The following is a 26,209-nucleotide window of genomic DNA, read 5'->3' as shown; positions in this document are numbered from 1 at the left end:
CAAACAGGGCCGTTCATATCGGGTTAAGCAGATACTGCCATTAGAATGTCAGTATCTGCTCAAAGGCTTGCGAGTTTATCACATCCGGAACTAGTGTCAGTTGTGAGGCCAAATCGGCTGGCAACATCCCTATGGCCCAGCCACTAAAGACATCATCAGGCAGCCAAGCGGCTGGCATATCGTACAGCTCAAGCGACTGAATCATGCCGTGCAAGCGTGACTCAGGTTGCATCAATAGGCCAAAGACAGGGGCGTCTAAATACAGCTGTACTTCATGGCCAAAGGTAGCCAACGTTAGCGCAAGCGCACAGCCTTCATAGCTGGCCATCTCTGTCGGCGTGTGCAGCTGAATTAATAATTTCATGATTGGTTCCTAATCTGTTTGATCGGCTAGGATCGATATCGTAGCGTCCGTTTTATAACATTGCAGTCTATCAAAAAAGCAAAAGAGGACTCCACCCGACATTAGGGTGGCGGTGAATTTTGCATCGCTGGCTAGCCTTGCTGGTTCTGAATATATTGTTTAATAATATCTAATGGCGCACCGCCACAAGAGCTTGCAAAGTAGGAACGTGACCAAAGCACAGGCTTGGAATAAGCTGCTCTTAAATCAATAAAACCTCCCCTCATTCGCCTACTTGTGACTGACTTCAAGTTATTAACCAATTTGCTTAATTGCACTGTTGGTGGATACTGGATAAGCATGTGAATGTGATCCGCCTCACCGTTACATTCCTTTAGCTCAGCATCAAAACTTTTACAGACCTCAGCCACACACTGACTAAAACACTCATGATGCAACTCACCTAAAACCTTTTTTCGGTACTTAGTAATAAAAACTAAGTGAACGTGAAGATTAAAGGCGGCATGGCGATTTTTATATATCTCACTCATTGCAACAAATATCCTTAAATGCTAGTATTATAAGCATAATATCAAATACATACTCATTAATAAAGAAAGCATTTATGAAACTCAACAAAGCGTATAAATTTAGGCTTGAGCCTACTATAGAGCAGGAGATTATTCTAAATAATCTTGTCGGCTCAGCGCGTTTTGTTTGGAATCACATGCTGGCAATCTCATTTGAGATGTTTGCTAAAAATGAATTTATCAATGCCACCAACCTCGTTAATAAAATTGCTGGCTTAAAGAACAACCCTGATTTTGCCTTTCTGAAATCTAGCTCTAATGCCGTAACCTTACAACAAAAGGTACGTGATCTTGCGTCTGCTTGGTCACGATTCTTTGACCCAAAAGTACACGCCAGATTAAAAGAAAATAAAAAGAAACCCAAAAAGCCCAAGTTCTTTAAATTGGCTGATGGCACAGAGATTCAACTTCGTCCACTGATGCCACAATTTAAGCGCAAAGCAGATGGCTGCGACTCCATTCGCTTGGTTCAGTTTGATAAATACTGCCGTATTGAGGGTAATCGAGTCAAACTGCCAAATGGCATTGGTCTAGTGAAGTTCAGAAAATCCCAAGACATCATCGGCACCATCAAGAATGTCACCATTAGCAAGAAATCGGGGCACTGGTACGTGTCGTTTGGGTGTGAGCGCGAACTGGCACAGAATCCTCGTCACCCCTCTAAAAGCGCCATTGGCTTGGACATGGGTATCACAAAACTACTCACCACCTCAAACGGTGAAACCCTCAAACCCAAGAACAGCTTTAAAGCCAATCAGGTTAAACTGGCCAAATTACAGCGTGGGTTGGCAAAAAAAGTAACATTCAGTGAAAACTGGAAAAAGCACAACCGTAAGATTCAAAAACTACACCATCATATCGCCAATATTCGTCATGACTACTTGCACAAACTCACCACCAGCATCAGCAAAAACCACGCCATGATTGCTTGTGAGGATTTAAAAGTCGCCAATATGTCGACATCAGCAAGTGGGTCGATGGAGAATAAAGGTCGTCATGTCAAAGCCAAGTCAGGATTAAACAAATCCATTTTAGATCAAGGCTGGGGTATGATGATTGATATGCTTGAATACAAGCAGCAGTGGCGCGGCGGCTTACTTATCAAAGTAAACCCACGCTACACCAGCCAAACCTGCTATCAATGCAAGCATATCGCTAAAGATAACAGACAAACTCAGTCCAAATTCGAGTGCGTCAAATGCGGGTATAAAGCCAACGCTGATATTAATGCAGCTAAAAATATTTTATCGGCAGGACATGCCGTTTTGTCTGCGGAGGGAGGATGCAGTCAAGGTCACCCGATGAAACAGAAAACTTGCGACGGTCGTGAGAAAGTCGCCTAAAGGCTAACGCTTTTAGAATCCCCCATTTGAGCTTGGCGAAAGTGGTGGGAGTATGTCAATCAAGTGATCCGTTATTTCAGTGAGAGACGGTTAAAACTGCATTAAGTGACGACTGCCTTGCATCATCATGGCAAGCTCACTAAGTCCAACTAATGCAAAACCTCTAGCAAGATTATTGCCATCAAGTTGATGACGCGTGCTGTTATCTGTGTCGCTGACACCGCGACTGAGTGCGGTACTGACACAGACGGGCAGTGACAACTCGTACTGCTCAGCGAGATTTTGCCACTCTTTGGTTAAGTTAACTTGGTCGGCAGACTGCCAGCGTAAACAATTGGCGATATGAGCAGCGTCTCCATAAAAAAACACGTTTAATGTGCTATTTTGGGTATTGTCTTTATGAGCGGTGCTTTGCAAATGAGCGCGAGCATAGCGTAATGCCAGATGGGCAAGTGGGTGACTAGGATCAGCAGTCAATAGGAGTAATGGCGTAGTAGGTGTCATAGGAGGTCTTATCAATCATCTGTGCTAAAGTTGTTTATGCTAACATAAAGCCGTTCAAAGCAAATAGGTTCACGGTTATTAAACATAGTTTTGTGTCAAATATTGACATATTCCGTACGGTTATTTGATACTGTGACTGCCTCGTAAGAAAAAACAATAAACTTATAGGCTAGGTTCACGTAGTCTTATCACTCTATATAAGGAGTTTATGTCCCTATGTTACCTGCTATGCCTTCACGTATGAACCATGGTACCGATTATCAGCCGACGGCCGAACAACTGCATGTCCTGCAGACGGCGAGTGCCTTTGCTTATCAGATTTGGGAAAGCCGGACGGTATCATGTCAAACGTTTTTACGTAGCTATCCATTAGATCAGACTCTAACGCGCCAGCAAATAGACGATTTGATTCAAGACTATACGTTGGATGAAAATTATCAACTCGCTGATGAAGCGAAGGTCATGAGCGGTCTGCGCCATCTGCGGATGCTACTGATGATGCGCTGGATTTGGCAAGACGCTTTACAGATGATAGCACTTGAGCAACTGACCGATGAGCTGTCCGAATTTGCCGATGGTTGCATCTCGTTTGCGAAAGACTATACGTATCGGCATTTGATTAAAAAGTATGGTGAACCGACTTTTATTAATGCACAAGGTAATGTACAAATTGATGACATGGCGATCATGGCCATGGGCAAGCTTGGCGCTCAAGAGCTGAATTTATCGAGTGATATCGATCTCATTTTTGTCCATCAAGCACGCGGTGAAACCAATGGGAATAAAGACGAGGGCACTCGTAGTATAGACAACAAGCGTTTTATGACAAGGCTCGGTCAAGGTATCATCAAATTGCTTGATAATAAGACGGCCGATGGTTTTGTCTTTCGAGTCGATATGCGCCTGCGTCCGTGGGGTGATGGGAGCGATTTGGCCATTCACCTTTCAGCGTTACAAAAGTATTTTGCTTTGCACGGCCGCGCCTGGGAGCGTTTTGCTTGGTTAAAAGCACGGGTAGTGGGGCAGGTAGAGCAGCCTTTCTATGATGAGTTACAAGCGCTTATCAAGCCATTTGTCTTTCGTTATTATGTGGACTACAGTGCCTTTTCAGCACTTAGAGAGATGAAGTCGCTTATCCAAAATCAGGTTGCTCAGCGTGAGGATTTGGATAACATTAAGCTTGGTGCCGGTGGTATTAGAGACATTGAGTTTATCGTACAAGCCTTTCAGTTGATCTATGGCGGTAGACATCCACAGCTACAGATTAAGTCCTGTTTGCAATCGATGCAAATGTTGTACGAACTCGGATATCTAGAGCTATCAACGTTTGAGCAACTACAATCCGCTTATCGATTCCTGCGTCGGCTTGAGCATGCCATTCAGGCCATTAACGATCAGCAAACTCAACGCTTACCACATGATCCGCATTGGCAACATAACCTGGCTCTCATACTTGGATTTGACGATTGGGACGCATTACTAAGCAGGCTCAATCATCATCGGGACACTGTCAATGATCCATTTGAGCGTATGGTCACGGAACGCCAAGTGCCTGATCAAGAAGGTGTGGATCTTGAGCCCGAACAACTCGATGCGCAGATAGCACGGTTGAATGAAGTGCTCACCGCAGAAAATCGTGAACTGTTACAAGAATTTTGGCAATCAAAGATGGTCGCCAATTTAAGTGACGAGGCGAGAGAGCGTTTGGATGATGCGTATCCTGTGATTGTGCATGCACTATTGGCGCATCAAGAACAGCAGCAATTGGCCAATACAGCCCTGCCGCGTCTCATGGCATTGCTTGAAGCTATTTGCCGCCGTTCTATCTACTTGGTCATGATTGCAGAAAACCCCAATGCAACGATAGAGTTAATACCGATGCTATCGGCCAGTCCTTGGATTGCAAAAGAATTGGCTCAGTACCCTGTTTTGTTAGACAGTTTTTTACAGCAACGCTATCGTCATTTACCGGACAAGCTTGAGTTGCGTGATATTTTGCGCCAACAGTTATTGCGGGTAGAACCCAATGATGAAGAAGAGCTGCTTAGCGTCCTGCGGTTGTTTAAAAAGAACCAAGTGCTGGCAGTTGCCGCCAGTGACGTGTTAGCCGAGCGTCCGATTATGAAGGTGTCTGACTCTTTAACGTATATCGCAGCAGTCGTATTGGAAGCGGCGTTGGAGCGCGCGTTTGCCGAGATTGTCAAACGTTATGGTTATCCTATCGGTAAGGATGGTGACCCGGTGACGGAAGCTGATTGCGGCTTCGCTATCATCGGTTATGGCAAACTTGGTGGGTTAGAGCTGTCTTACGCTTCCGACTTAGATTTGGTGTTTTTACATAAAATAAAAGAGCAGGGCATGACCACTGGGGAAAAATCAGTGAGTGGAATGAAGTTTGCTGCGCGCCTGGTGCAAAAGCTGATGAATTACCTTAATACGCAAACTCGAGATGGGCGCGTGTATGAGATTGACATGCGTCTACGTCCTTCTGGTAATGCTGGCATGATGGTGGTGTCTTGTGATGCGTTTGAGACTTATCAGCTTGATAAAGCATGGTCATGGGAGCATCAAGCGCTGGTTCGTGCTCGAGCCATTTGTGGAGATCGACGTGTGACAGCACGTTTTTGTGACATTCGGCGAGACGTGCTGGCGCTGCCGCGTACGATTGAGCAAGTACGTAGTGAAATCACCAGCATGCGTATAAAAATGCAAAAACATCTAGGCACCAGTCAATGGCAACAACAAGCTGGTAAGTTTCATCTTAAGCAAGATGCAGGTGGCATTGTAGACATTGAGTTTTTGGCACAGTTTGCTGTGTTGGCGTATTCGCACGAATATCCAAGCTTGACCAAATGGAGTGACAATGTCCGTATTTTTGCAGAAGTTGCGTTACTTGGTATTTGGGACGAACAAGTCTGTCAGGACTTAACCGATGCGTATCTCAGAATCCGTGCTGCGACCCACCAGTTGGCGCTATCAGAGCAGTCATTACTGGTAGAGGAGTCGCTATGGCAGGAGACGCGGGCATTGGTACAAGCACAGTGGCAGCGTCTAATGGGTGTGGAGTCCCCTAAAGAATAATATCAAACTTGTTGCTACTAGGGGTTATTAAACAGTTACCTAAAACCTATCTAATCTTAATTATTTATAATTAAAATAAGCAATTCATCTATCAACCAAAAGAAGTTAAAAAAGCATTATGATCCGTGGTCACTCAATCGAACTCAAACCCAACAACGTACAAGCAAATCACTTTGCCCGTGCTTGCGGTGTGGCGCGAAAAGCCTACAACTGGGCTTTGCATGAGTGGCAACGACAGTATGCACTTGACAAGGCGTATCGTGAGGCGTGTTTGGCGACTGGTATTGAGATTGATACCAAAAAGCTAAACAAACCCTCACAAGCGAAGCTCAGACGCGAATTGAATGCTATTAAGCGTGAATTATTTCCTTATATGCTGGAAGTCACCAAATGCGCTCCGCAAGCCGCAATCATGCAATTGGGTGATGCTTATAACAACTTCTTTAAAGGCCTCACGAAATACCCAACGGCTCGTAAGAAAGGGCGTGACGATAAATTTAGTCTGTCTAATGACCAATTCGCTATCAAAGGTAAGTCCATTCGCATACCCAATCTAGGCTGGGTTCGATTAAAAGAAGCATTGCGATTTGACGGCAAGATCATGTCAGCCACCATCTCCAAGCGTGGCGGTAAGTGGTTTGTCAGTGTGGCCGTTGAGATGCAAGCATCTTCACTTCCTACTAAAAAGACAGGTAAAAGCGTGGGCATCGACCTTGGTATTACTGATTTATTGGTTTTATCAGACGGCACTAAAATCAAAGCACCAAAGCCACTAAAAGCAAACCTTAAAAAACTAAGAACGCTAAACAAAGTGCTCAGTCGCAAGAAGAAAGGTAGTAAAAACAGAGAAAAAGCGAAAACCAAGCTCTCTCGTTTGCACTACAAGATCAGGAGTATTAGGCAAGACTCTCTCCATCAAATCACATCAAAGCTGGTCAAAGCGTTCGATGTGATGGCAATTGAGGATTTAAACGTCAAAGGTATGGTCAAGAACCGCAGATTGTCACGGGCGATCAGTGATTTGGGTTTCTTTGAATTTAAGCGACAGCTTATCTACAAAGCCAATGAGCAAGGCAAGACGGTAAAGTCAGTTGGGCGCTTCTATCCCAGCTCCAAGACCTGTTCAAACTGCAATCATATCCTTGGTAAAGATGAGCTGACGTTGAAGATGCGCGAGTGGATCTGTCCTAGCTGCCAGACAAAACATGACCGCGACCTTAACGCCAGCATCAATATTTTAAACAACGCGACTGTCATCTTAACAGCCGCATAACTCCGTTTTATTGGACGGTGAGTTCCATCGCCAATTAAAAAAGTCTGTGGAGTCGTGGTCAGTCTAAGTCTCAAACGAGAAGTAGCGCGTGACAGTGAAGCAGAAAGAAAACGTCAAATCTGGCTAATAGTTAATATTAGTTAGGTTTGAGTAAGATTTTTGGAACGGCTTGCTGATACTCAAAAAGACTCTTAAACTGTAATGCTTTATCATAATTAAAAACCCTGTGACCACCAACCAAAAGATTTCATTTGCCAACACGGCCAGTGATATAATCGGTTGAGTTTTAAGTCATAAAAATTGTCGCTGCGGTGTTATGATACGATGTTGATACCCACTGTTAAATACAACCTACCTAAAAAAGTTAGACGTCAGTGCTAACGTAAGGACTATAAAATGAATATGGCAACACAAGATGGTAAGCTTTGGATGAATGGCACGATGATTGAACAGCCAGATGCTAAAGTCCATGTGCTCACTCACAGTCTGCACTATGGCATGGCTGTGTTTGAAGGCGTGCGCGCTTACCAAACTGCCGATAAACGTACGGCGATTTTTCGCCTAAAAGAACATACTGAGCGTCTACTCGGGTCTGCAAAAATCTTTCAAATGAATGTACCCTTTGATGCAGCGACTCTAGAGCAAGCGCATAAGGATGTGGTCAAGCAAAACAACTTAGCAGAAGCCTATATCCGACCGCTGATTTGGGTGGGTGCAGAAAAACTGGGTTTGTCTTCACGTGATAACAGTATCAACGCGATGGTCGCTGCTTGGCATTGGGGCGCTTATCTTGGTGACGAAGGTATCAAAAACGGTATCCGCGTAAAAACCTCATCGTATACGCATCACATGCCAAACGTCACGATGTGTAAGGCGAAAGCATCTAGTAACTACCCTGTGTCTATCATGGCAAACCAAGAAGTCACTCGTAGTGGCTATGATGAAGCGATCTTAATGGATCCACAAGGCTTTGTTTGTCAAGGTGCTGGCGAGAACTTATTTTTAGTGAAAAACGGTGAGCTACACACCCCAGATTTGTCTGGCGGCGCTTTAGACGGCATCACTCGTCGTACTATCCTTCAGTTCGCGGCTGATTTGGGTATCAATGTTATCGAACGCCGTATCACTCGTGATGAGTTTTATTTAGCAGATGAAATCTTTATGACCGGTACTGCTGCTGAAGTCACGCCTATCCGTGAGTATGATGATCGTATAATCGGTAATGGTGGTCGTGGCCCGCTGACTGAAAAATTGCAAACCCTCTACTTTGATGTGGTGCATGGTCGCAATGAGAAATATATGGACTGGTTAAGCTTTATTGACTAACCAAGCCATTACTTTCAAGGCTAAAAAGGCTGAACATAATTGTTCAGTCTTTTTTTTATGCTAATATAGCCATCATATTTATTCACACGATTAAAGTGAGCAGCCAATGCCAATAGATTCTAGTGCAGCAGATAATAAAAACGTCAAACAAATCATTTGTATTAAATGGGGGACAAAGTATGGTGCGGATTATGCCAATAAATTATACGGCATGGTCTCTCGTAACATCACGCCACCGTTTCGTTTTGTCTGTTTTACAGATGATACGACCGATGTACGCCCAGAAATCGAATGCCAAGAGTTGCCACCGCTAGATGTCACTATGCCGACCAATACGTTGGGTAAATGGCCAAAGTCGCGTTTATGGGGTGAGAAGCTAGGTGATTTGACAGGCACAGTGCTGTTTGTAGATTTGGATGTGATTATAGTAGACAGCCTTGATCCTTTCTTTGAGTATGGGGAGCCAGATGACGTTATTTTGTCCTATAACCCGAGTAACCCCTTAGAGCGCTTAGGGCAGACTTCTTGCTTTAGATTTCAGGTAGGATCGCTTGTTTCATTACAAGAGACATTCAAAGCCGATCCACAAGGTATCGCTGATGAGTATCGATTTGAGCAGCGCTTTGTCACTCGGAATGCCCCAGGCGGTGTTAAGCTGTTTCCAAAGGCATGGGTAGCACATTTTAGACGTAAATGCCGTCAGCCATTCCCGCTGAACTATATCAAGGAACCAAAGATTCCTAAGGGTGCCCGTATCGTTATCTTCCCTGGCGACTTATACCCTACGCATGCTATTGAAGGTAGATACAACAAAAATGCGGCTAACAACGCCAAAGATCACCTAAAAAGACTCACTGAACCCAAAAATTTAAAGAGACCACTACGTCATTTGCGTCATTTTATCTTACCAGTAGGGTGGATAGAAAAATATTGGAAAGAGTAAGCTCAATGCTATATTTGAGTACTTTCACGTTAAAAAATCAGTATTAAAGCTTTATGTCATAGATATGAGACTTGGAGCATTCATCAGTCAACGGATATAATTATGAAAACAAATGATACTATTAGAGTTTTTGTCGGTTGTGACCCAAATAACTGTGATCTAGAGCAGATGATGGTATTAGATTATAGTATTCATAAACATACCAGTGTACCAGTTGAAATAGTATGGATGCAATTATCGCGTGATCCTAATAGCTATTGGTATTCTAATCCTGAGACTGGTGAAGGATGGAATACTACTAATTGGGACACACCATTCTCAGGGTTTCGCTGGGCGATTCCAGAATATTGTAATTATTCTGGACGTGCTATTTATATGGATACAGATGTCGTTATTTTAGATGATTTGTTAAAATTGTGGAATCATCCAATTGATGGGAAGTCTATAGTAGCGGCTAAGAAAGTTTCTAAAAAGACTCGTATGTGTACCTGTGTATGGGATTGCAGTCGTGCTAAAAATAGTCTTCCTTCAGTTGAGAAAATCATGGAGGACGCTGATAGTCATAAAAGAATAATGGAAATGATAAAAAAGAACCCACGACTTTTAGCACCCTTCAATGACAGCTATAATTGTATTGATGGAGAGAGTTTACCGATAGAAGATATTAAAGTTTTACATTATTCTGATATGGGTACGCAGTTTAGTCACAAGTACTCATTGAAACGGCTTGAAGCAGAAGGTTCAACGCATTGGTTCGATGGAGAGGTTTTACCACACCCTAGACAAGATTTAGTTGAATTATTTGATAACTATTATAATGAAGCTTTGACTAATGGCTATCAACTAGAGAATTATCGAATAGATCCTTTTGGTACCTTTCCAAAAAAAACTCAAAAAGGCTATGTTGGTAATCAAGTTACCCGTCCAACGTCTTCTAAATCTCTGTTTGCAAGGCTGTTCAAGCGCTAATAGTTTCTATAATACAGTTGTAATTTTTTCTAAAGAATGTGCAATAATTTATTTATAGGTCGTGTTATATGAATCAGCATAAAAAAATAGCGTTACTCGTTATTAATTGCTTACAAGGTGGCGGTGCCGAACGTGTTGTACTTACGCTAGGACAGGGATTCCATGAATTAGGTTATGAAGTACATGTTTTAAGATTCAAACCTCTGATTGAGTACGATCTAAATTCAAATCTAAATTACCATATACTTAAATTCAAACCTTATAAGCTAATACCAGGTTCACAACGTCGCGATAAAATTTTTGCTCATGCAGTAGATAAGTATATTTTAAAAGAAATAGGCAGCCCTGATATCATATTATCTAATCTTGATCGGGCTGATAGTATTATGAGCAACAGTGAGATGCCTAATATTATGTATGTCATTCATACTACATTGTCGTTAAGCCATCAAGCTAACCAAACCAGCGAGTCTCATAAATTAAAGCAAAAGTTAATTAATAGGTATTCTAAACACCCTTGTATATGTGTGAGTAAAGGCGTTCAGGAGGATCTCATAAATTATCTTGGTGATATCACTCCTATAACAACTATCAATAACCCTATAGATAAAGTTGCCATTGAGAAAATGGCTGAAGCATTTGTTCCTGACTATCAAAATTATATTGTGCATATTGGTAGTTTCAAAGAAGCAAAGCGGCACGATATTTTATTAAAAGCATATGCTCAAACAGATATGTCTCTACAGTTACTGATTTTAGGGAAGGGTAAGCTCAAACGTGAAATAGAGGCATTAATTATTGAGCTCGGTCTAGAAGGTAAAGCGATATTGGTGGGTTTTCATGACAATGCCTTCCCTTATGTGAAAAATGCAAGTTTTGAAATATTGACATCCAATAGAGAGGGGTTCCCTTTAGTTATTGCAGAAGCCTTAGCCATTGGGATTCCAGTCATCAGTACTGACTGTCAGTCTGGTCCTGGCGAAATGTTACCTGCAAAAAACTTGATGTTGACAGATGATATTCATTCAATTAAAGAAAAGTTGAGTCAAGCGATGAAAGATCCAAATCAATTTAAATCTGATTTTGATGATAGTCTTCTTCCGATAAAAGTAGCCAAAAAATATCTTGAGTTTATGGACAGTCACAAATAAGAGAAAGATTATTAAACTCTATTCGTCCCACCATTTAGACCAATCGTCTTTATGTAATGATCTGAGGGCATTGAAAGCGGTATTATGATGTTGTATCTTTTCAAATACGGTTAGTAATATAGTAGTGGCCAATCTATCAGTTTTATAGAATGTTTTATAACGTTTACGCATATTTCTTAAGCTATCATCTCCGCCGACACGGAAGTAGGTAAGACCATCGTACAAGGGTAAGTCGCTAGCATAAAGTAGTTCGATTTTTTCAGCCAATAATGATGTATGTTCGGTATTAATAGGTAGCTGCAGAAAGTTTTTGGTTTCATAGGTTCTTAAGGTATTCATTAGAGTAATGACATTCATTAGAATAGCAGCTCTAAGAGTATTATTTGAGTGGTCAATAAAAGTATCGCAGGCTGAGACTATCCAGCGCAACGAAAGATGCTTTAACAAATAGTCGCTCTCTGCTTCCCATAATCTCTCAAATTCAGAAAATGTTTTATCTATTTTATATTTACGACGCATCAATATAATAAGTGTATTGTGATAAAAGCAGAGCTCAGATTCCCCTAGTGATTGGTATTTCAAATTATTCAAATGATTTTCTAAATCTTTGCTTTTGCGCTCATCTGTTAGTGCCTCAATATCACACATTGACTCAGTAATAATTGTTGCTTTCATCTCATCAAAGCTTTTACCATCATAATTTTTGATAATTTTACCCGCATTCAATCTTTTTTCGCTTCGGAATACTAACAGCAATTTTCTTTGCCAATTTGAAGATGTAGTCATATGTTTAGAATCCTTTGAGCAAATATAGCGATATTAAAGATCAAACGCTTGAATTATAGGAGTTGGAGATTTTTTGTTCTTATTTAAACTGAATAGTATTCTCTATACCAATCCACAAATCTCTCAATACCCTCTTCGATACTGGTTTCAGGCTTAAAGCCAGTATCATCTATCAATTCATCTATATCTGCATAAGTAATCGGCACGTCGCCTGCTTGCATCGGTAGTAGGTTTTCCTGAGCCTTTTTGCCACACGCGTCTTCGATGGCAGTGATAAAGCGGCGCAACGTGACGGGCTGGTTATTGCCAATATTGTAAATCTTATAGGGGGCAGACGCTGTAGTAATAGTAGAATTTTGGGGTAAGGGAGGTTTGTCTATTATTCTAATAATGCCTTTGACGATATCATCAATATAGGTAAAATCACGCTGCATCTCACCATTATTAAATACATTGATGGGCTCTCCAGCTAAAATCTTTTTGGTAAAAGAAAAATATGCCATATCAGGTCGGCCGTAAGGACCGTAAACAGTAAAAAATCGCAATCCTGTCGTCGGGATATTATACAAATGACTATAGCTGTGGGCCATAAGCTCATTGGATTTTTTGGTGGCCGCATATAGGCTGATAGGAAAATCAACACAATCAGCAGTGGTAAATGGCTGTTTAATATTCATGCCATAGACAGAGCTAGAGCTGGCATAGATTAAATGTTTGATATCGTGGTGACGACAGCCCTCTAATACGTTAACAAAGCCAACCACGTTCGAGTCAATATAGGCATTTGGATTTTCGATAGAGTAGCGTACGCCTGCTTGAGCACCCAAATTAATCACGGTATCAAATTGATAGGTGGAGAAGAGATTGGACATTGCTGTGCGATCAGCAAGGTCTAATTTCATGAAAGTAAAATTTTCTGGTGCTGATAGCTTACTTAATATCTGTAAACGCTCTTCTTTTAGACCAACATCGTAATAGTCGTTGATATTATCAATACCAACGATATGATAGTCTTTATTGGGTGAGTTGGTGTCTAACAGGGCTTTGATCAAGTGAAAGCCTATAAAGCCTGCAGCGCCAGTGACTAAAATTTCCATCAGTCGCTCCCAAAGAGATCTCGAGTAAACACTTTGTCGGCCACATCTTTTATATCATCAGATAGGCGGTTTGCGACAATGACATCACTCATTGATTTAAACGTCTCTATGTCTTGAATAACTCGTGAGTTAAAGAAGTCATCTTCTTTTAGCACAGGCTCATACACCACAACTTCGATACCTTTGGCCTTAATGCGCTTCATAATCCCTTGTATGGCAGAGGCTCTAAAGTTGTCTGAGCCACTTTTCATGACTAGTCGATGTATACCCACAATTTTTGGCTGCCTTTCGATAATTTTATCAGCAATAAAGTCTTTGCGTGTTCTATTAGAGTCGACAATGGCTCTGATAAGGTTACTTGGCACCTCATCATAATTTGCCAATAATTGCTTGGTGTCTTTAGGAAGGCAATATCCGCCATAACCAAATGACGGATTGTTATAATGATTGCCAATACGTGGATCCAAACCAATGCCTTCTATAATCTGTTTGGTGTCGAGACCAAACATCTGAGCATAAGTGTCAAGCTCATTAAAATAAGCCACGCGCATGGCTAAATAAGTATTGGAAAACAATTTAATCGCTTCAGCTTCAGTTGGGCGCACAAATAATAAGGGCACGTCTTTTTTAACTGCGCCTTCAAGCAACAAGTTGGCAAATACTTCAGCACGTTCAGACTGTTCACCAACGATGATTCGGGAGGGGTAAAGGTTGTCATGCAGGGCTTTGCCTTCTCGTAAAAACTCAGGCGAAAACATAATACGATCAGTCGCATACCGTTCTCTGACCGTGACCGTGTATCCGACAGGAACAGTAGACTTTATAACAATAGTCGCCTGTTGGTTCACCAACAGCACTTGTTCAATCACCGATTCTACCGTTGACGTGTTGAAATAGTTGGTCTTGGTATCATAATCAGTTGGCGTTGCTATGATGATAAAATCGGCATCTTGATAGGCTGCGGCAGCATCAAGCGTTGCAGAAAAATTGAGGTTTTTATGCGATAAAAACTCGTCAATATCTTCATCTTCAATAGGAGATTGCTTCGCATTTAACAACGCTATTTTTTCAGGGAGGACATCGACAGCGACGACTTCATTGTGCTGTGCCAACAACACTGCATTTGATAAGCCTACGTAGCCTGTCCCTACTACTGCTATTTTCATAATGAATCCACATGATTTTTAAGTTTACGCTATGAATGATTTAATCCAGTACTAAATATAGTCAATTCTAAATAAAACAGAGACATCATATTCTAACGTGGAACTGGTATAAATTTTTCTGGCGTGCTGTGCCTGCGCAGACAGAGGCTGCAAAAAATTCATCCAGTCCCACTGTATCGCTTTTATACTGAACTCATTATAGTTCTAAGATCAACACAAGCTGAGGCCAAAGCCAAAGCGGCAATTTAGGGTCATTCACTGCTGTTTTTTACTACTGAGCGTGGCAAATAAGCTGAGAACTTATGAGTCATGGCTTGGCTGACTTTTTTCTGTAGGTCTGGCTCAAGAAGGTCTAAGCTTTGAATACAGCCGTATTTAACAGTTTCATTCTCCAAAGTAACTATAAAATCTTCTACGCTACTTTTGTTTTTTAAATAGTTGACAGGTATATTTGGCTTTAGTTCTGCCTCGTCTTTTTTGATTTTTAGATGGTTCATCAAGGTGACAGGGTTTACTTGGGCGACGTTTCTAAATTTATATTTAATCTGTTCTATCAAAAAGTCAGGATTACTGAGTAAATGGTTTTTTAAAATATTTTTATCGATAATATGGGGGTAATGATGTATCTCAAAAAATCGATCCATACCCAGCACTTTCGCACTTAACATCTGCGCTACGGTGTGGCTTGGCTGTACTGGTGTCCCAAATAATTTAAAGCGAGATTTGCGAACATTGAGCTTGGCATTCAAAGCAGCATTTTTGCGCCAATGCCCATGAATGATAAGCTTTTCATTGTCCAAAAAATCATTGATCGTCACTGGTTGATTAAAAAAGAAATCATCGTTCATATAGATAAAGTGGTCAGACAGTCCTTCGATATTCCATATCATTGTCTCGATCGATCGGGTATTAAACGTCGGTAAGTACTGCTCATACCCAGAAAATATGTCTTTATGATCGATGATGCGTATTTTATCGGCTGAACAAATATTTTTCTTAGCAAATTCATCGATGAAGGCTGGCCGTTGTTGGTCCGTGACAACATAGATATGACGGCAAAAAGGCACGTATTTGATGATAGACGCAATATTATAATAGATCTCATCGTCACTAGCGAAACGTGTGGCCATTACTGCCTCTGAAGCCACTGATTTTCCCGATTTATAAGCTTCTCTTTTTTGTTTAAGGCGAGGGTCGTCGCCATCTACCCAGGCAATGACCACGTCTAGTGTTTTTCCGTCAGGTTGTTTCATGATATTTCCCATGTGCTTACTGCCAGTGCTCTTTTAGCCATGGGCTTGGTTTCACATGACGGTACCATTTGCCGCCGCCACCTTTGATAGCATCTGGTGGATTGATCTCACCATGAAAAATAACGATTTTTGCGCCGTCTGGTAGGGTCGGTGTTCGTACAAAGTTAAATGGGATGGGTGCGATGCATTGATATTTAAAACTCACGCACCATGTCTTGTCCCAATACTCCAGATGGTGGTGTTCACGTAAATAGTTTGACAGGTAGGCTTGTTCGTGGCGAACTTGCTGGCGAATGGTATCAAAGTTACGCTCAAAATTTGCTAACAAATCAGGGTAGGTATTCATACCGATGTTAAAGCGATACACGGAGCTGTTACCAATCATCCGCCAAGGCTTTTTCCAGTCACGGATAATCACCACACTGTCTTCATGGGCAGCTTTATAAGTAAAAAAAGCATCGATATTATCGACAATCACAATATCAATATCTAAAAATAACGCCACTCCTTTTAGGTCGTAAAGCTCAGGCTTAAAGGTGGTCAGCTTTTTCCAGCCACGTTCAGGGCCGGCGGGTAGATCCATTTCAGGAATAGGATAACAGGCAATAGCAGGGTCAATGCCAGTACTGTCATCAGTGAGGCAGACCATTTGAAAATCTAAAGTCAGATGGCGGCTGACCATGTTATACAAGCGATTGACGTACTCAGGACCATATTTATCGCCCCATTTCATACAAATAATATAACGCTGTTCAGCGGCATTTGCGTTGGCTGGCGTTGGGTTTAGAGGTTGGGTCTTAGTTACGTCAGATGTCATAATGCACTCATATTGAGGTAAGTGAATGATCAATGTTAAAAATGGTATGAGGTAAAATTCAGCCAATATTAGCACATTGTTTCTAATGCTACGTTTAAATAGTTAAACGATAGTACGGTTATTATTTATGATTATCGAGCTTAGCGTTATCATTAACGTCATTATCAGTACGTTCAAAATCTGTAGAGTAGTGAGCTTGAATAAAGGCTTTTAAAGCTGCTTTATCCGCATTATAAGGATTGCCTAAATTTGGGATACGTTTAAAACGACGATAGCCCCACATATAATGGCTACATTTATCCTCAATCATACGCTGCATGGCCAAATTAAGCGCATGAGCCGCTGTTTTTGCATCGCGATCATAAAGTGCTGGATCGTCAAGCTTATAGCAATAAATATCGAAACCGCGCCCGTCCTCACGGCGAATACAAGACAGACCGACCAGTGCACATTTGGTCTTACTGGCCAGTTTGGAGGCGAGGGTGCTGGTTAAGGTGTTAACACCAAAAAAAGGCACAATCACACCACCTGAAGGATCAGGAACATGATCAGGTAGCACAATACTAAAACCGCCCTGCTTAAGGGTTTTAAACACCGCTTTCACCCCACTACCATCAGTAGGTACTAGTGTCGCATTCAGACGCGCACGCCCCTGAAGGATAAACTCATTCGCGTATTTGCCGTCAACTGGCTTATACATAATGGTTGGTGAGCCAAACTGATTGAGCCACGCGTTCATCATCTCCCACGTACCAAGATGCGGTACGATGGCGAGCATGCCGTTGGGATTGGCAAGGCCTTCTAATAAAATATCTTGATGATGGACGTCACGGATCTGATTGATGCTCCATTCAGGCGGCATCGCCCAGCTTTTGATAGACTCAATGCTAGTCAAGCATTGATGGTAGACAATATCTTTGGTTAACGATTTTTTCTGAAGATCAGATAAGGCGGGAGCAATCAGCGCCATATTAATACGAATGGTACGCCTAATACTTAAGTTGGGTAGTTTGACAATCACCCAAGCAGCAAAACGTGCCAGTATCTGCAACACAGACAATGGCACGATTTTGAAAATATGGTACGGATTCATAACCACTCGCATGGCAATGAATCACATAACAAGCTGTGTAGATAGCAACTAAGCATCATCAAGCGTTTTATTGAGCAGATTTGTTGGTATCAGCTTGTGCTTTTTCACGCACACGAATGCCAAGATCACGTAACTGCTTACTATCGACTTCAGCAGGTGCCTGAGTTAGTGGGCACTCAGCAGTTTTGGTTTTCGGGAATGCAATGACGTCACGAATAGAGTCCGCGCCTACCATGAGCATAATCAGGCGATCTAAACCAAAGGCCAAGCCACCATGCGGCGGTGCACCAAATTTTAGGGCATCAAGTAAGAAACCAAATTTATCTTCAGCTTCTTGCTCGCCGATACCTAGCGCATCAAGTACGGCTTGCTGCATATCATAGGTATTGATACGTAAGCTACCACCGCCAATCTCAGTACCGTTTAACACCATATCATAAGCGATAGATAGGGCAGATTCTGGGTTGTTTTTTAGCTCTTCAACTGAACCTTTAGGCTTAGTGAACGGATGATGCATGGACGTCCAACGACCATCGTCAGTCTGCTCAAACATTGGGAAGTCTGTTACCCAAAGCGGCGCCCACTCACAGGTAATCATTTCCAAGTCTAGACCGATTTTTTGGCGTAGTGCACCGATCGCATCGTTCACAACGCTGGCTTTATCAGCACCAAAGAAGATAATATCGCCATCTTCTGCAGCAGTACGCTCGATCAGGCTGACCAGTACATCGTCAGTCATGTTTTTGATAATTGGAGACTGTAGGCCAGATTCTTGATCCACACCGTTGTTGATCAAGCTTGCGTCATTGACTTTGATATAAGCCAAACCGCGTGCGCCATAGATACCCACAAACTTAGTATAAGCATCGATTTGCTTACGGCTTAATGAGGCGCCACCAGGGATACGTAGGGCTGCCACGCGACCTTTAGGATCGTTCGCAGGACCGGCAAATACTTTGAAGTCCACGTCTTTCATCAAGTCGGCAACGTCAACCAGTTTTAGTGGGATACGCAAATCAGGCTTGTCTGACGCATAGTCACGCATCGCTTCAGCATAAGTCATACGCGGGAACTGCTCAAACTCAACATCCATCATAGTCTTAAATAAATGCTTAATAAGACCTTCGTTGATGTTCATGATTTCTTCTTCGTTCAAGAAAGACGTCTCGATATCAACCTGAGTAAATTCAGGCTGACGGTCGGCACGTAAGTCTTCATCACGGAAGCATTTAGCGATTTGATAATAACGGTCAAAACCTGACACCATAAGCAACTGCTTAAACAGCTGTGGTGATTGCGGTAACGCAAAAAAGTTACCAGGGCGGGTACGTGATGGCACAAGATAGTCACGCGCACCTTCTGGCGTTGCACGAGTCAAAATAGGGGTCTCAACGTCCAAGAAGCCATGATCGTCTAAGTAACGACGAATCGCTGAGGTTGCTTTGGCACGGAACACCATACGCTCTTGCATTTGGGGACGGCGCATATCGAGGTAGCGATATTTGAGGCGCAAGTCTTCTGATACCGAGGTTTTTTCGTCATTCAATGGGAATGGCGGTGTCTCAGATTTGGCCAATACTTCAATTTCTTTGCCCAATAGCTCAATTTGGCCGCTGGTCATGTTATTGTTTTCAGTACCTTCATAACGGCGGCGTACGCGACCAGTTATCTTTAGTACGTATTCAGGACGTACGGCGTCAGCAGTGGCGAACGCTTCTGGTGTATCAGGATCGACAACTACCTGCAAGATACCTGCGCGGTCACGCATGTCTAAGAAAATCACTCCACCGTGATCGCGACGACGATGTACCCAGCCTACGATACTAATGGTTTGCTCAAGTAAGCTTTCGGTTACGGCTCCGCAATATTCGTCTCGGTATTCGCTATGCGTCATAATATAATTATCCAGTTATCAGCCCAATTCGAAGTACAATAATGCAGCCATTGCTGTGGGTTTCAAGCTTTTTGCAAAAAAAACACACAAACAACGCGATTAAGACATAGGGTCATCACGTTGGCTGCAGAAAATTTGATATAAACGCATATTATGCCTAATCTCCCTTTGTTATACAACCAGCGGATTTTAATCCAAGCGCAGTCATGCTCAAGTATCAGCTGTATTGATGCAACAGTACTTATATTGAGTTAAATATTGTCATTCTGCTTGAAAATACTGTCAAGCGTGCTCATATCAACCGCACGCTAATAAAAACAGCCATATTGATATATCTACTGACTTGAGGACTTGTAATTATGCTATTTCATCCGCCCAAAAATCCTGTTGAACTAAAGGTTCTTCATCTTAATGAAGCGCAAAAGCAGCGCCGTGAAGATTTAATGGAAGCGACCCAAGGCAAAGCTGCCCTCAAACAATTTAAAAAAGTAATGGCCAAAAAAGCCAAGAAAGCGCTAAAAAGCAAAAATAAAAAGAAAGATGCTGATAATAAATCGCAAGTATTCGTTTTAGACTTTGATGGTGATATTAAAGCGACTGCGGTTAAGCACTTACGTGAAGAAATCAGCACGCTTATTAGCACAGCAAATAAAGGCGATGAAGTCATCGTGCGTCTAGAATCAGGGGGCGGTTTGGTGCATGGTTATGGATTAGCAGCGGCGCAATTGGCCCGTCTAAAAGACGCTGATCTCAAACTAACGGTATGCGTGGATAAGGTGGCGGCAAGCGGTGGTTATATGATGGCGTGTGTCGCAGACAATATCATTGCCGCACCTTTCGCCATTATCGGCTCAATCGGTGTGGTATCACAACTGCCTAACTTTCATAAGTGGCTTAAAAACCATGACGTAGATTATGAGATGTTTACCGCGGGTGACTATAAGCGTACGGTGACAGTGTTTGGCGAAAACGATGCAGAAGATCGTGCTAAGTACCAAGAGGAGCTTGAGCAGACGCACGAGTTGTTTAAACACTTTGTCAATACGTATCGTCCAGCATTAGAGGTCGCTAAAGTAGCCACTGGTGAGCACTGGTATGGCGAAGATGCGCTAAAGCTTAACTTGATTGACAGCTTGCAAACCTCCGACAGTTATATTTTAGAGCGCATGGAAAACAGCGACGTGTATGCCCTACATTCACGCCAAAAGCCGACGCTAGCAGAGAAGCTCGGACTTGCGCAAGCAGCAGAGGCGACCCTTAGCATGGCAGTGGATAAACTGCCAGATGCGTTAGCACGTTTTGACTTAAACAGCCGCTTAAATATTTTAAAATAATGTTAAATAACATCATGATGTCTGATAGCTAATATTTTAGTGGTTAGATGAACTTCTGTACATTGTTTGTATTTTGTAAAAGGCGTGTCCTAACTGGTCGCGCCTTTTTGCTGTTTATTCATAATCGCTGTGTTATAAATGTAGCGTATAGAAGACAGTATACGTACGTACACTATATGCTTCTTATATCAAAAAAATTTATTGAAACGTGATGCAGATACTCCATAAGGAAAAGGAAGTCCCCTATGTTACTCCATAAGGAAAAGGAAGTCCCCTATGTCTAACAATACATTGATGTTTACGGCAACAGAGCATGGTCAAGCCATGCATGCAAAAGTCAAAGCGTTTATCGAGACGCATATTGAACCAATCGAAGCGCAGTTTTGGCATGATTGTCATGAGCAAAACCCTGATGGTAATTGGCGCAACTGGCAGTGGCCAGAAAAGTACGAGAGTTTGCGCAAACAAGCACGCGAAGCTGGCTTATGGAACCTGTTTTTGCCTGATGATACATTAGGCGCTGGACTTTCAGTGACTGATTATGCCCCTATTGCGGAGTTGACCGGTCGCAGTTTATTAGCGCCTTATGTGTTTAACTGCAATGCCCCTGATAGCGGTAATATGGAGCTTTTGTGGCGCTATGGCTCAAAAGAGCAGCAAGGCAAGTGGCTCACCCCAATTTTAGAAGGTAAGACACGCTCTGTGTTTTGTATGACAGAGCCGGATGTGGCCTCAAGTGACGCGACCAATATGCAAGCGACTGCCGTGGTTGAGGGGGATGAGATCGTCATCAACGGCAGTAAGTGGTGGTCATCTGGCCTAGGCGATCCTGCTGTTGATGTTTTGATTGTTATGGCCTATACCCCTGATGAAAATAAAGACCGCCATCATCAGCATTCGATGGTACTGGTACCAGCAAAAACAGCCGGTGTAAACATCGAGCGTATGCTCAAAGTATTTGGTGATTATGACGCGCCGCACGGTCATGGCGAAGTCAGCTTTGACAATGTACGTGTGCCAGTCAGCCACTTTATCGGTGGGCCGGGTATGGGGTTTGAGATTGCGCAAGGTCGCCTAGGGCCAGGACGTATACATCATTGCATGCGTTGTATTGGTGCGGCCGAAAAATCGCTAGAGCTGGCCGTTAAACGCGGTATGGAGCGTACGGCTTTCGGAAAGCCGTTATTACAATTGGGCGGTAACTTTGAGCGCATCAGCGATGCTCGTATCAAGATTGATCAAGCACGTCTGCTTACCTTGTATGCGGCACAAAAAATGGATGCGCAAGGCACAAAAGCGGCACTCACTGAAATCTCTGCCATTAAAGTCGTTGCACCAACCGTGTTGCAAGAAGTGGTGGATATGGCGATACAGATTCATGGTGGTATGGGAGTGTGTCAAGACACCATGTTGCCAAACTTCTTTGCGCAAGCACGAGCGCTCCGCTTGGCCGATGGTCCTGATGAGGTGCATAAAACCATGATTGCTAAGTTAGAATTAAAGCGTCAAGGTTTTAGCCGTTCGTCTAAATCTGAAAAGTCTTAATTCCAATGATTATTACCTTCGATGACTGGTTGTGAGGATCATTTACGATGTCACCGCTTAAGTATTATCGGAGTTGAGAGACAAATAAGGCCAATGAAGCATTCACTATTAATGATTCAGTAGTGAATTTTTCATCCCTAGACTATGTTAGAAAAATAAATGACCACATGATAAGGAATGTCTTATGGCAACTGACACTCATGCCAAAAACACTGGCACCAAAGGCACTCAGGCCAATAATAAAGTACTGGATAAAGGCGGCGCCGTTCGTGAGGGCGAAGAGCTGGATGCCAAAGCTGTCAGTGAATGGCTGCGCAATCAAAATGTTGAGGTGATAGGGGAGCCGACTGTCACTCAGTTTTCAGGGGGCGCGTCAAACTGGACGTATCGTTTGCAGTATGAGGGTGACAATAAAAATCAAGATTTAATATTACGTCGACCACCAAAAGGCACCAAAGCCAAATCTGCCCATGACATGGTACGCGAATATACGGTTCAAAACGCACTAAAAGATGCTTATCCTTATGTGCCTAAGATGGTTGCATTATGTACTGATGAAGACGTGATCGGTGCTGATTTTTATGTTATGGAGCGGATGGAAGGTATCATCCCTCGTGCCAATTTACCAAAGGGGATCGATCTGGATCCTGAACAAACTCGCGTGCTTTGCACCAATGTTATTGATGCTTTGGTTGAATTGCATCAAGTGGATTATAAGGCACATCCTGATTTAGTAAATCTTGGACGCGGTGAGGGTTACTGCGAGCGTCAGGTTAGTGGCTGGGATAAGCGGTATATCAAAGCGAAAACGCCTAACGTTCCAAGTTTTGCTTTGGTCAGACAGTGGCTTGGTAAACACACCCCGGCTGATAGCCAAACTTGCCTCATTCATAATGATTGGCGCTTTGATAATGTGATCTTAGATGCTGATGATCCAACTAAAGTCATCGGTGTCCTTGATTGGGAGATGGCAACACTAGGGGATCCTTTGATGGATTTGGGCAGTGCATTGGCTTACTGGATTGAAGCAGATGACAATATTGTCATGCAGCAGTCGCGTCGCCAGCCCACCCATTTAGAGGGTATGATGACTCGTGATGAGGTGGTGGCTTATTATCTTGAGCAAACAGGATTAGAAATAGACAACTGGACCTTTTATGAAGTGTTTGGTCTGTTTCGTTTAGCAGGTATCGTTCAGCAAATTTATTATCGTTACTATAATAAACAAACACGCAATCCAACGTTTAAGAATTTTTGGATCATTGTGCATGTACTCCATGCTAAATGTCTTAAGTTAATTGCTCAGTATGAGGGTGAGGCATTATTTACCAGCCATGTACAGCCGCACTTACAAGACATGGGGGTGGATGCGGCTACGATTGGGCAGTTACCGAGTCCTGTGCAAGCGGTTATTAAAGGCATTTTACCAAAAAGCTATTTTTTGCCCACTTCTTATAAATCTGAAGAGCCTGAGTAACCAGTATCTAGGGCGACCCTTAATGTAATCGATAGTCATCTCGGTGGTCTAAAAGTGGCTAAATTTTGCCAAACAGCTGGATAATATCTTAATGTTATCTGCGCTGTTTTTCTTGTTTGACGGTAATTTATTTCATTTTTACCACCACTATTAAAATGATGACACGCCTAGAAAACCACGCTTGATAAAATACAATAAAAAGGTACTATTTTATGACAACCATACTGTTGGCGCGTCATGGCCAAGCGTCCTTTGGCCAAGAAAACTACGACCAACTCTCAGAGCTTGGCGGTATCCAAGCGCAGCTGCTTGGTCAGCATTACGCCACCACACAGCGCCGTATTGATGCTATTTTTACGGGTAGCTTGGTTCGACAGCGAGACTCTGCTCAGCATTTCTGGGAGCGCTATCAATCATCTATCACCTCTGAACACAGTAATGGCGCGCTGGCATCTGTCATCGATGTAAATGAGCCCAACAGTTATACACTGCCAGAGTTTGATGAATTCAATCATAAAGACGTGTTTATCAAATATGACCCTGTCTTTAATAGTCGAGCCGCGATCGCGGCTGAAATTGCTAAGTCAGATGTTCCAGACACACGGTTAGCTGAGCTATTTGATCAAGCGATGCAGCGCTGGCATAGTGGTGACAATGATCAGGATTATGTTGAGAGCTGGCCACAGTTTAGCCAGCGGGCGCAACAAGCACTGGAACAAGTACGTCAAAGAGTGGCAGGCTTAAACTTAGATCGTGATAGTACGGTGTTGGTTTTTACCTCAGGTGGTGTGATCGCTGCTATTACCGCACAGTTATTAAAGCAAGGCAGTCAAACCGCTTATCAATTGAATAAAAGCTTGGTCAATACTGGGGTAACGTCTGTCACATTAAAGAACCAAAGTGCTCGTTTAATGTCTTTAAATGAATACAGTCATTTATTTTCTGAAGGCAAGCGTTTTGTAACGTGGCGATAAACGGATCAATGGTGGTAGTGACACAATAGAAAAGGAGGAGTCGTGACCCTAAACACGCAAGCGCTATTATAGACTATCAAAAAAGCGAAAGAGGACTCCACCCGACATTAGGGTGGAGGTGAATTTCGCATCACTGGTTGGTTTTTTGACTCAGGTATTACACAACCTACTCATTGAAATAAACACCCTTAAATGCTAGTATTATAAGCATAATATCAAATACATACTCATTAATAAAGAAAGCATTTATGAAACTCAACAAAGCGTATAAATTTAGGCTTGAGCCTACTATAGAGCAGGAGATTATTCTAAATAATCTTGTCGGCTCAGCGCGTTTTGTTTGGAATCACATGCTGGCAATCTCATTTGAGATGTTTGCTAAAAATGAATTTATCAATGCCACCAACCTCGTTAATAAAATTGCTGGCTTAAAGAAAAATCCTGATTTTGCCTTTCTGAAATCTAGCTCTAATGCCGTCACCTTACAACAAAAGGTACGCGATCTTGCGTCTGCTTGGTCACGATTCTTTGACCCCAAAGTACATGCCAGATTCAAAGAGAATAAAAAGAAACCTCGTAAGCCCAAGTTCTTTAAACTGGCTGATGGCACAGAGATTCAACGACGGCCATTGATGCCACAATTTAAACGCAAAGCAGATGGCTGCGATTCAATCAGACTGGTTCAGTTTGATAAGTATTGCCGTATTGAGGGCAATCGCATCAAACTACCGAATGGCATTGGTCTGGTGAAATTTAGAAAGTCTCAAGACATCATCGGTGTCATCAAGAATGTCACCATCAGCAAAAAATCAGGTCACTGGTACATCTCGTTTGGCACTGAGCGCGAGTTGACTGAAAACCCAATCCATCCCTCTAAAAGTGCACTAGGCTTAGACATGGGGATCAGCAAACTACTCACCACCTCAAACGGTGAAACCTTCAAGCCCAAAAACAGCTTTAAAGCCAACCAACTCAAACTTGCCAAGCTGCAACGTGGGTTGGCAAAAAAAGTAACATTCAGTGAAAACTGGAAAAAACACAACCGTAAGATTCAAAAATTACACCACCATATCGCCAATATTCGTCATGACTACTTGCACAAAATCACCACCAGCATCAGCAAAAACCACGCCATGATTGCTTGTGAGGATTCAACAGTCGCCAACATGTCGACATCAGCCAGCGGGTCGGAGGAGAATAAAGGCCGTCATGTCAAAGCCAAGTCAGGATTAAACAGAGCTATCTTAGAT

22 protein-coding genes are annotated in these 26,209 nt (G+C 42.6%); 12 read left to right on the top strand and 10 right to left on the bottom strand.

Going from position 1 to position 26,209, the window contains the following annotated elements; all coding sequences use genetic code 11:
* Window positions 1-40 precede the first annotated feature (40 nt).
* Window positions 41-364, bottom strand: coding sequence for a hypothetical protein (locus B2P60_RS09015; protein WP_286740860.1), 324 nt, complete (start codon window positions 362-364; stop codon window positions 41-43).
* A 131-nt stretch (window positions 365-495) separates the two neighbouring features.
* Complete coding sequence (tnpA, locus tag B2P60_RS09010; protein WP_198334751.1) at window positions 496-894, bottom strand: IS200/IS605 family transposase; 399 nt, start codon at window positions 892-894, stop codon at window positions 496-498.
* 74 nt (window positions 895-968) lie between these two features.
* Between tnpA and B2P60_RS09005 the strand changes: the two genes are divergently transcribed.
* Window positions 969-2,276 (top strand): RNA-guided endonuclease InsQ/TnpB family protein, encoded by a 1,308-nt coding sequence (locus tag B2P60_RS09005; RefSeq protein WP_286740858.1) that lies wholly within the window; start codon window positions 969-971, stop codon window positions 2,274-2,276.
* A 90-nt stretch (window positions 2,277-2,366) separates the two neighbouring features.
* Here B2P60_RS09005 and tusD read toward each other — a convergent pair whose 3' ends face one another.
* Window positions 2,367-2,780 (bottom strand): sulfurtransferase complex subunit TusD, encoded by a 414-nt coding sequence (tusD, locus tag B2P60_RS09000; RefSeq protein ID WP_198333495.1) that lies wholly within the window; start codon window positions 2,778-2,780, stop codon window positions 2,367-2,369.
* Window positions 2,781-2,996: 216 nt separating this feature from the next.
* Between tusD and glnE the strand changes: the two genes are divergently transcribed.
* The 6 genes from glnE to B2P60_RS08970 all read left to right on the top strand — a co-directional run bounded on the left by glnE (window position 2,997) and on the right by B2P60_RS08970 (window position 11,523).
* Window positions 2,997-5,861 (top strand): bifunctional [glutamate--ammonia ligase]-adenylyl-L-tyrosine phosphorylase/[glutamate--ammonia-ligase] adenylyltransferase, encoded by a 2,865-nt coding sequence (glnE, locus tag B2P60_RS08995; RefSeq protein ID WP_414706645.1) that lies wholly within the window; start codon window positions 2,997-2,999, stop codon window positions 5,859-5,861.
* Window positions 5,862-5,979: 118 nt separating this feature from the next.
* Window positions 5,980-7,134: an RNA-guided endonuclease InsQ/TnpB family protein gene (locus tag B2P60_RS08990; protein ID WP_230709318.1), complete on the top strand. Its 1,155-nt coding sequence runs from the start codon at window positions 5,980-5,982 to the stop codon at window positions 7,132-7,134.
* Window positions 7,135-7,530: 396 nt separating this feature from the next.
* Window positions 7,531-8,460: a branched-chain amino acid transaminase gene (locus B2P60_RS08985; RefSeq protein ID WP_193006625.1), complete on the top strand. Its 930-nt coding sequence runs from the start codon at window positions 7,531-7,533 to the stop codon at window positions 8,458-8,460.
* 106 nt (window positions 8,461-8,566) lie between these two features.
* Window positions 8,567-9,403 carry a glycosyl transferase gene (locus B2P60_RS08980; protein WP_230709320.1) on the top strand — a complete coding sequence of 279 codons (837 nt, stop codon included), beginning with the start codon at window positions 8,567-8,569 and terminating at the stop codon, window positions 9,401-9,403.
* Window positions 9,404-9,505: 102 nt separating this feature from the next.
* The gene (locus tag B2P60_RS08975) at window positions 9,506-10,372 is read left to right on the top strand and encodes a glycosyltransferase (RefSeq protein ID WP_198333497.1); all 867 of its coding nucleotides are present in this window, start codon (window positions 9,506-9,508) and stop codon (window positions 10,370-10,372) included.
* A gap of 68 nt (window positions 10,373-10,440) precedes the next feature.
* Window positions 10,441-11,523, top strand: a complete 1,083-nt coding sequence (locus B2P60_RS08970) for a glycosyltransferase (RefSeq protein WP_198333498.1) — start codon at window positions 10,441-10,443, stop codon at window positions 11,521-11,523.
* Window positions 11,524-11,541: 18 nt separating this feature from the next.
* Here the strand turns inward: B2P60_RS08970 and B2P60_RS08965 are convergent, their stop codons facing one another.
* The 7 genes from B2P60_RS08965 to aspS all read right to left on the bottom strand — a co-directional run bounded on the left by B2P60_RS08965 (window position 11,542) and on the right by aspS (window position 19,629).
* Window positions 11,542-12,309: a hypothetical protein gene (locus B2P60_RS08965; RefSeq protein WP_230709322.1), complete on the bottom strand. Its 768-nt coding sequence runs from the start codon at window positions 12,307-12,309 to the stop codon at window positions 11,542-11,544.
* Between the two features lie 83 nt (window positions 12,310-12,392).
* Window positions 12,393-13,406: an NAD-dependent epimerase gene (locus tag B2P60_RS08960; RefSeq protein ID WP_230709324.1), complete on the bottom strand. Its 1,014-nt coding sequence runs from the start codon at window positions 13,404-13,406 to the stop codon at window positions 12,393-12,395.
* Entirely contained in the window at window positions 13,406-14,572 is a 1,167-nt protein-coding gene (locus B2P60_RS08955; RefSeq protein ID WP_198333501.1) for a nucleotide sugar dehydrogenase, read from the bottom strand. The genes B2P60_RS08960 and B2P60_RS08955 overlap by 1 nt, the downstream gene beginning before the upstream one ends.
* 251 nt (window positions 14,573-14,823) lie before the next feature.
* The gene (locus B2P60_RS08950) at window positions 14,824-15,825 is read right to left on the bottom strand and encodes a Stealth CR1 domain-containing protein (protein WP_414706643.1); all 1,002 of its coding nucleotides are present in this window, start codon (window positions 15,823-15,825) and stop codon (window positions 14,824-14,826) included.
* A gap of 16 nt (window positions 15,826-15,841) precedes the next feature.
* Window positions 15,842-16,642 carry a glycosyltransferase gene (locus B2P60_RS08945; protein ID WP_198333503.1) on the bottom strand — a complete coding sequence of 267 codons (801 nt, stop codon included), beginning with the start codon at window positions 16,640-16,642 and terminating at the stop codon, window positions 15,842-15,844.
* A gap of 121 nt (window positions 16,643-16,763) precedes the next feature.
* Window positions 16,764-17,735, bottom strand: a complete 972-nt coding sequence (locus B2P60_RS08940) for a lysophospholipid acyltransferase family protein (protein WP_286740847.1) — start codon at window positions 17,733-17,735, stop codon at window positions 16,764-16,766.
* 67 nt (window positions 17,736-17,802) lie between these two features.
* Window positions 17,803-19,629 (bottom strand): aspartate--tRNA ligase, encoded by a 1,827-nt coding sequence (gene aspS / locus B2P60_RS08935; protein WP_193006638.1) that lies wholly within the window; start codon window positions 19,627-19,629, stop codon window positions 17,803-17,805.
* A 359-nt stretch (window positions 19,630-19,988) separates the two neighbouring features.
* Here aspS and sohB point away from each other — a divergent pair, with 359 nt between their 5' ends.
* From sohB to B2P60_RS08910, 5 genes are all read left to right on the top strand, one after another.
* On the top strand, window positions 19,989-20,963 hold the full coding sequence (gene sohB / locus B2P60_RS08930; RefSeq protein ID WP_230709331.1) for a protease SohB: 975 nt from the start codon (window positions 19,989-19,991) through the stop codon (window positions 20,961-20,963).
* Between the two features lie 294 nt (window positions 20,964-21,257).
* Entirely contained in the window at window positions 21,258-22,508 is a 1,251-nt protein-coding gene (locus B2P60_RS08925) for an acyl-CoA dehydrogenase family protein (RefSeq protein ID WP_286740887.1), read from the top strand.
* Window positions 22,509-22,692: 184 nt separating this feature from the next.
* Window positions 22,693-23,985 carry a phosphotransferase family protein gene (locus B2P60_RS08920; RefSeq protein ID WP_193006641.1) on the top strand — a complete coding sequence of 431 codons (1,293 nt, stop codon included), beginning with the start codon at window positions 22,693-22,695 and terminating at the stop codon, window positions 23,983-23,985.
* Between the two features lie 212 nt (window positions 23,986-24,197).
* The gene (locus B2P60_RS08915) at window positions 24,198-24,959 is read left to right on the top strand and encodes a histidine phosphatase family protein (RefSeq protein ID WP_193006642.1); all 762 of its coding nucleotides are present in this window, start codon (window positions 24,198-24,200) and stop codon (window positions 24,957-24,959) included.
* Between the two features lie 248 nt (window positions 24,960-25,207).
* A partial coding sequence (locus B2P60_RS08910) for an RNA-guided endonuclease InsQ/TnpB family protein (RefSeq protein ID WP_286740845.1) occupies window positions 25,208-26,209 on the top strand: 1,002 nt, incomplete at its 3' end.

The organism is Psychrobacter sp. UBA3068 (genome assembly GCF_002366815.1).
Lineage (GTDB): Bacteria > Pseudomonadota > Gammaproteobacteria > Pseudomonadales > Moraxellaceae > Psychrobacter > Psychrobacter namhaensis.
The sequence above is the reverse complement of the archived record's forward strand: the minus strand, read 5'-3'. Positions and strand labels throughout refer to the sequence as shown.

What these genes read in the sequence shown, in the direction of transcription:
- B2P60_RS08920 (WP_193006641.1), top strand. Translation starts at nt 22,693, where the DNA reads ATGGCAACTGACACTCATGCCAAAAACACTGGCACCAAAGGCACTCAG.
- B2P60_RS08925 (WP_286740887.1), top strand. Translation starts at nt 21,258, where the DNA reads ATGTTTACGGCAACAGAGCATGGTCAAGCCATGCATGCAAAAGTCAAA.
- B2P60_RS09015 (WP_286740860.1), bottom strand. Translation starts at nt 364, where the DNA reads ATGAAATTATTAATTCAGCTGCACACGCCGACAGAGATGGCCAGCTAT.
- B2P60_RS08915 (WP_193006642.1), top strand. Translation starts at nt 24,198, where the DNA reads ATGACAACCATACTGTTGGCGCGTCATGGCCAAGCGTCCTTTGGCCAA.
- aspS (WP_193006638.1), bottom strand. Translation starts at nt 19,629, where the DNA reads ATGACGCATAGCGAATACCGAGACGAATATTGCGGAGCCGTAACCGAA.
- B2P60_RS08980 (WP_230709320.1), top strand. Translation starts at nt 8,567, where the DNA reads ATGCCAATAGATTCTAGTGCAGCAGATAATAAAAACGTCAAACAAATC.
- B2P60_RS08970 (WP_198333498.1), top strand. Translation starts at nt 10,441, where the DNA reads ATGAATCAGCATAAAAAAATAGCGTTACTCGTTATTAATTGCTTACAA.
- B2P60_RS09005 (WP_286740858.1), top strand. Translation starts at nt 969, where the DNA reads ATGAAACTCAACAAAGCGTATAAATTTAGGCTTGAGCCTACTATAGAG.
- sohB (WP_230709331.1), top strand. Translation starts at nt 19,989, where the DNA reads ATGCTATTTCATCCGCCCAAAAATCCTGTTGAACTAAAGGTTCTTCAT.
- B2P60_RS08985 (WP_193006625.1), top strand. Translation starts at nt 7,531, where the DNA reads ATGAATATGGCAACACAAGATGGTAAGCTTTGGATGAATGGCACGATG.
- glnE (WP_414706645.1), top strand. Translation starts at nt 2,997, where the DNA reads ATGTTACCTGCTATGCCTTCACGTATGAACCATGGTACCGATTATCAG.
- B2P60_RS08940 (WP_286740847.1), bottom strand. Translation starts at nt 17,735, where the DNA reads ATGAATCCGTACCATATTTTCAAAATCGTGCCATTGTCTGTGTTGCAG.
- tnpA (WP_198334751.1), bottom strand. Translation starts at nt 894, where the DNA reads ATGAGTGAGATATATAAAAATCGCCATGCCGCCTTTAATCTTCACGTT.
- B2P60_RS08965 (WP_230709322.1), bottom strand. Translation starts at nt 12,309, where the DNA reads ATGACTACATCTTCAAATTGGCAAAGAAAATTGCTGTTAGTATTCCGA.
- B2P60_RS08955 (WP_198333501.1), bottom strand. Translation starts at nt 14,572, where the DNA reads ATGAAAATAGCAGTAGTAGGGACAGGCTACGTAGGCTTATCAAATGCA.
- B2P60_RS08975 (WP_198333497.1), top strand. Translation starts at nt 9,506, where the DNA reads ATGAAAACAAATGATACTATTAGAGTTTTTGTCGGTTGTGACCCAAAT.
- B2P60_RS08990 (WP_230709318.1), top strand. Translation starts at nt 5,980, where the DNA reads ATGATCCGTGGTCACTCAATCGAACTCAAACCCAACAACGTACAAGCA.
- tusD (WP_198333495.1), bottom strand. Translation starts at nt 2,780, where the DNA reads ATGACACCTACTACGCCATTACTCCTATTGACTGCTGATCCTAGTCAC.
- B2P60_RS08945 (WP_198333503.1), bottom strand. Translation starts at nt 16,642, where the DNA reads ATGACATCTGACGTAACTAAGACCCAACCTCTAAACCCAACGCCAGCC.
- B2P60_RS08950 (WP_414706643.1), bottom strand. Translation starts at nt 15,825, where the DNA reads ATGAAACAACCTGACGGAAAAACACTAGACGTGGTCATTGCCTGGGTA.
- B2P60_RS08960 (WP_230709324.1), bottom strand. Translation starts at nt 13,406, where the DNA reads ATGGAAATTTTAGTCACTGGCGCTGCAGGCTTTATAGGCTTTCACTTG.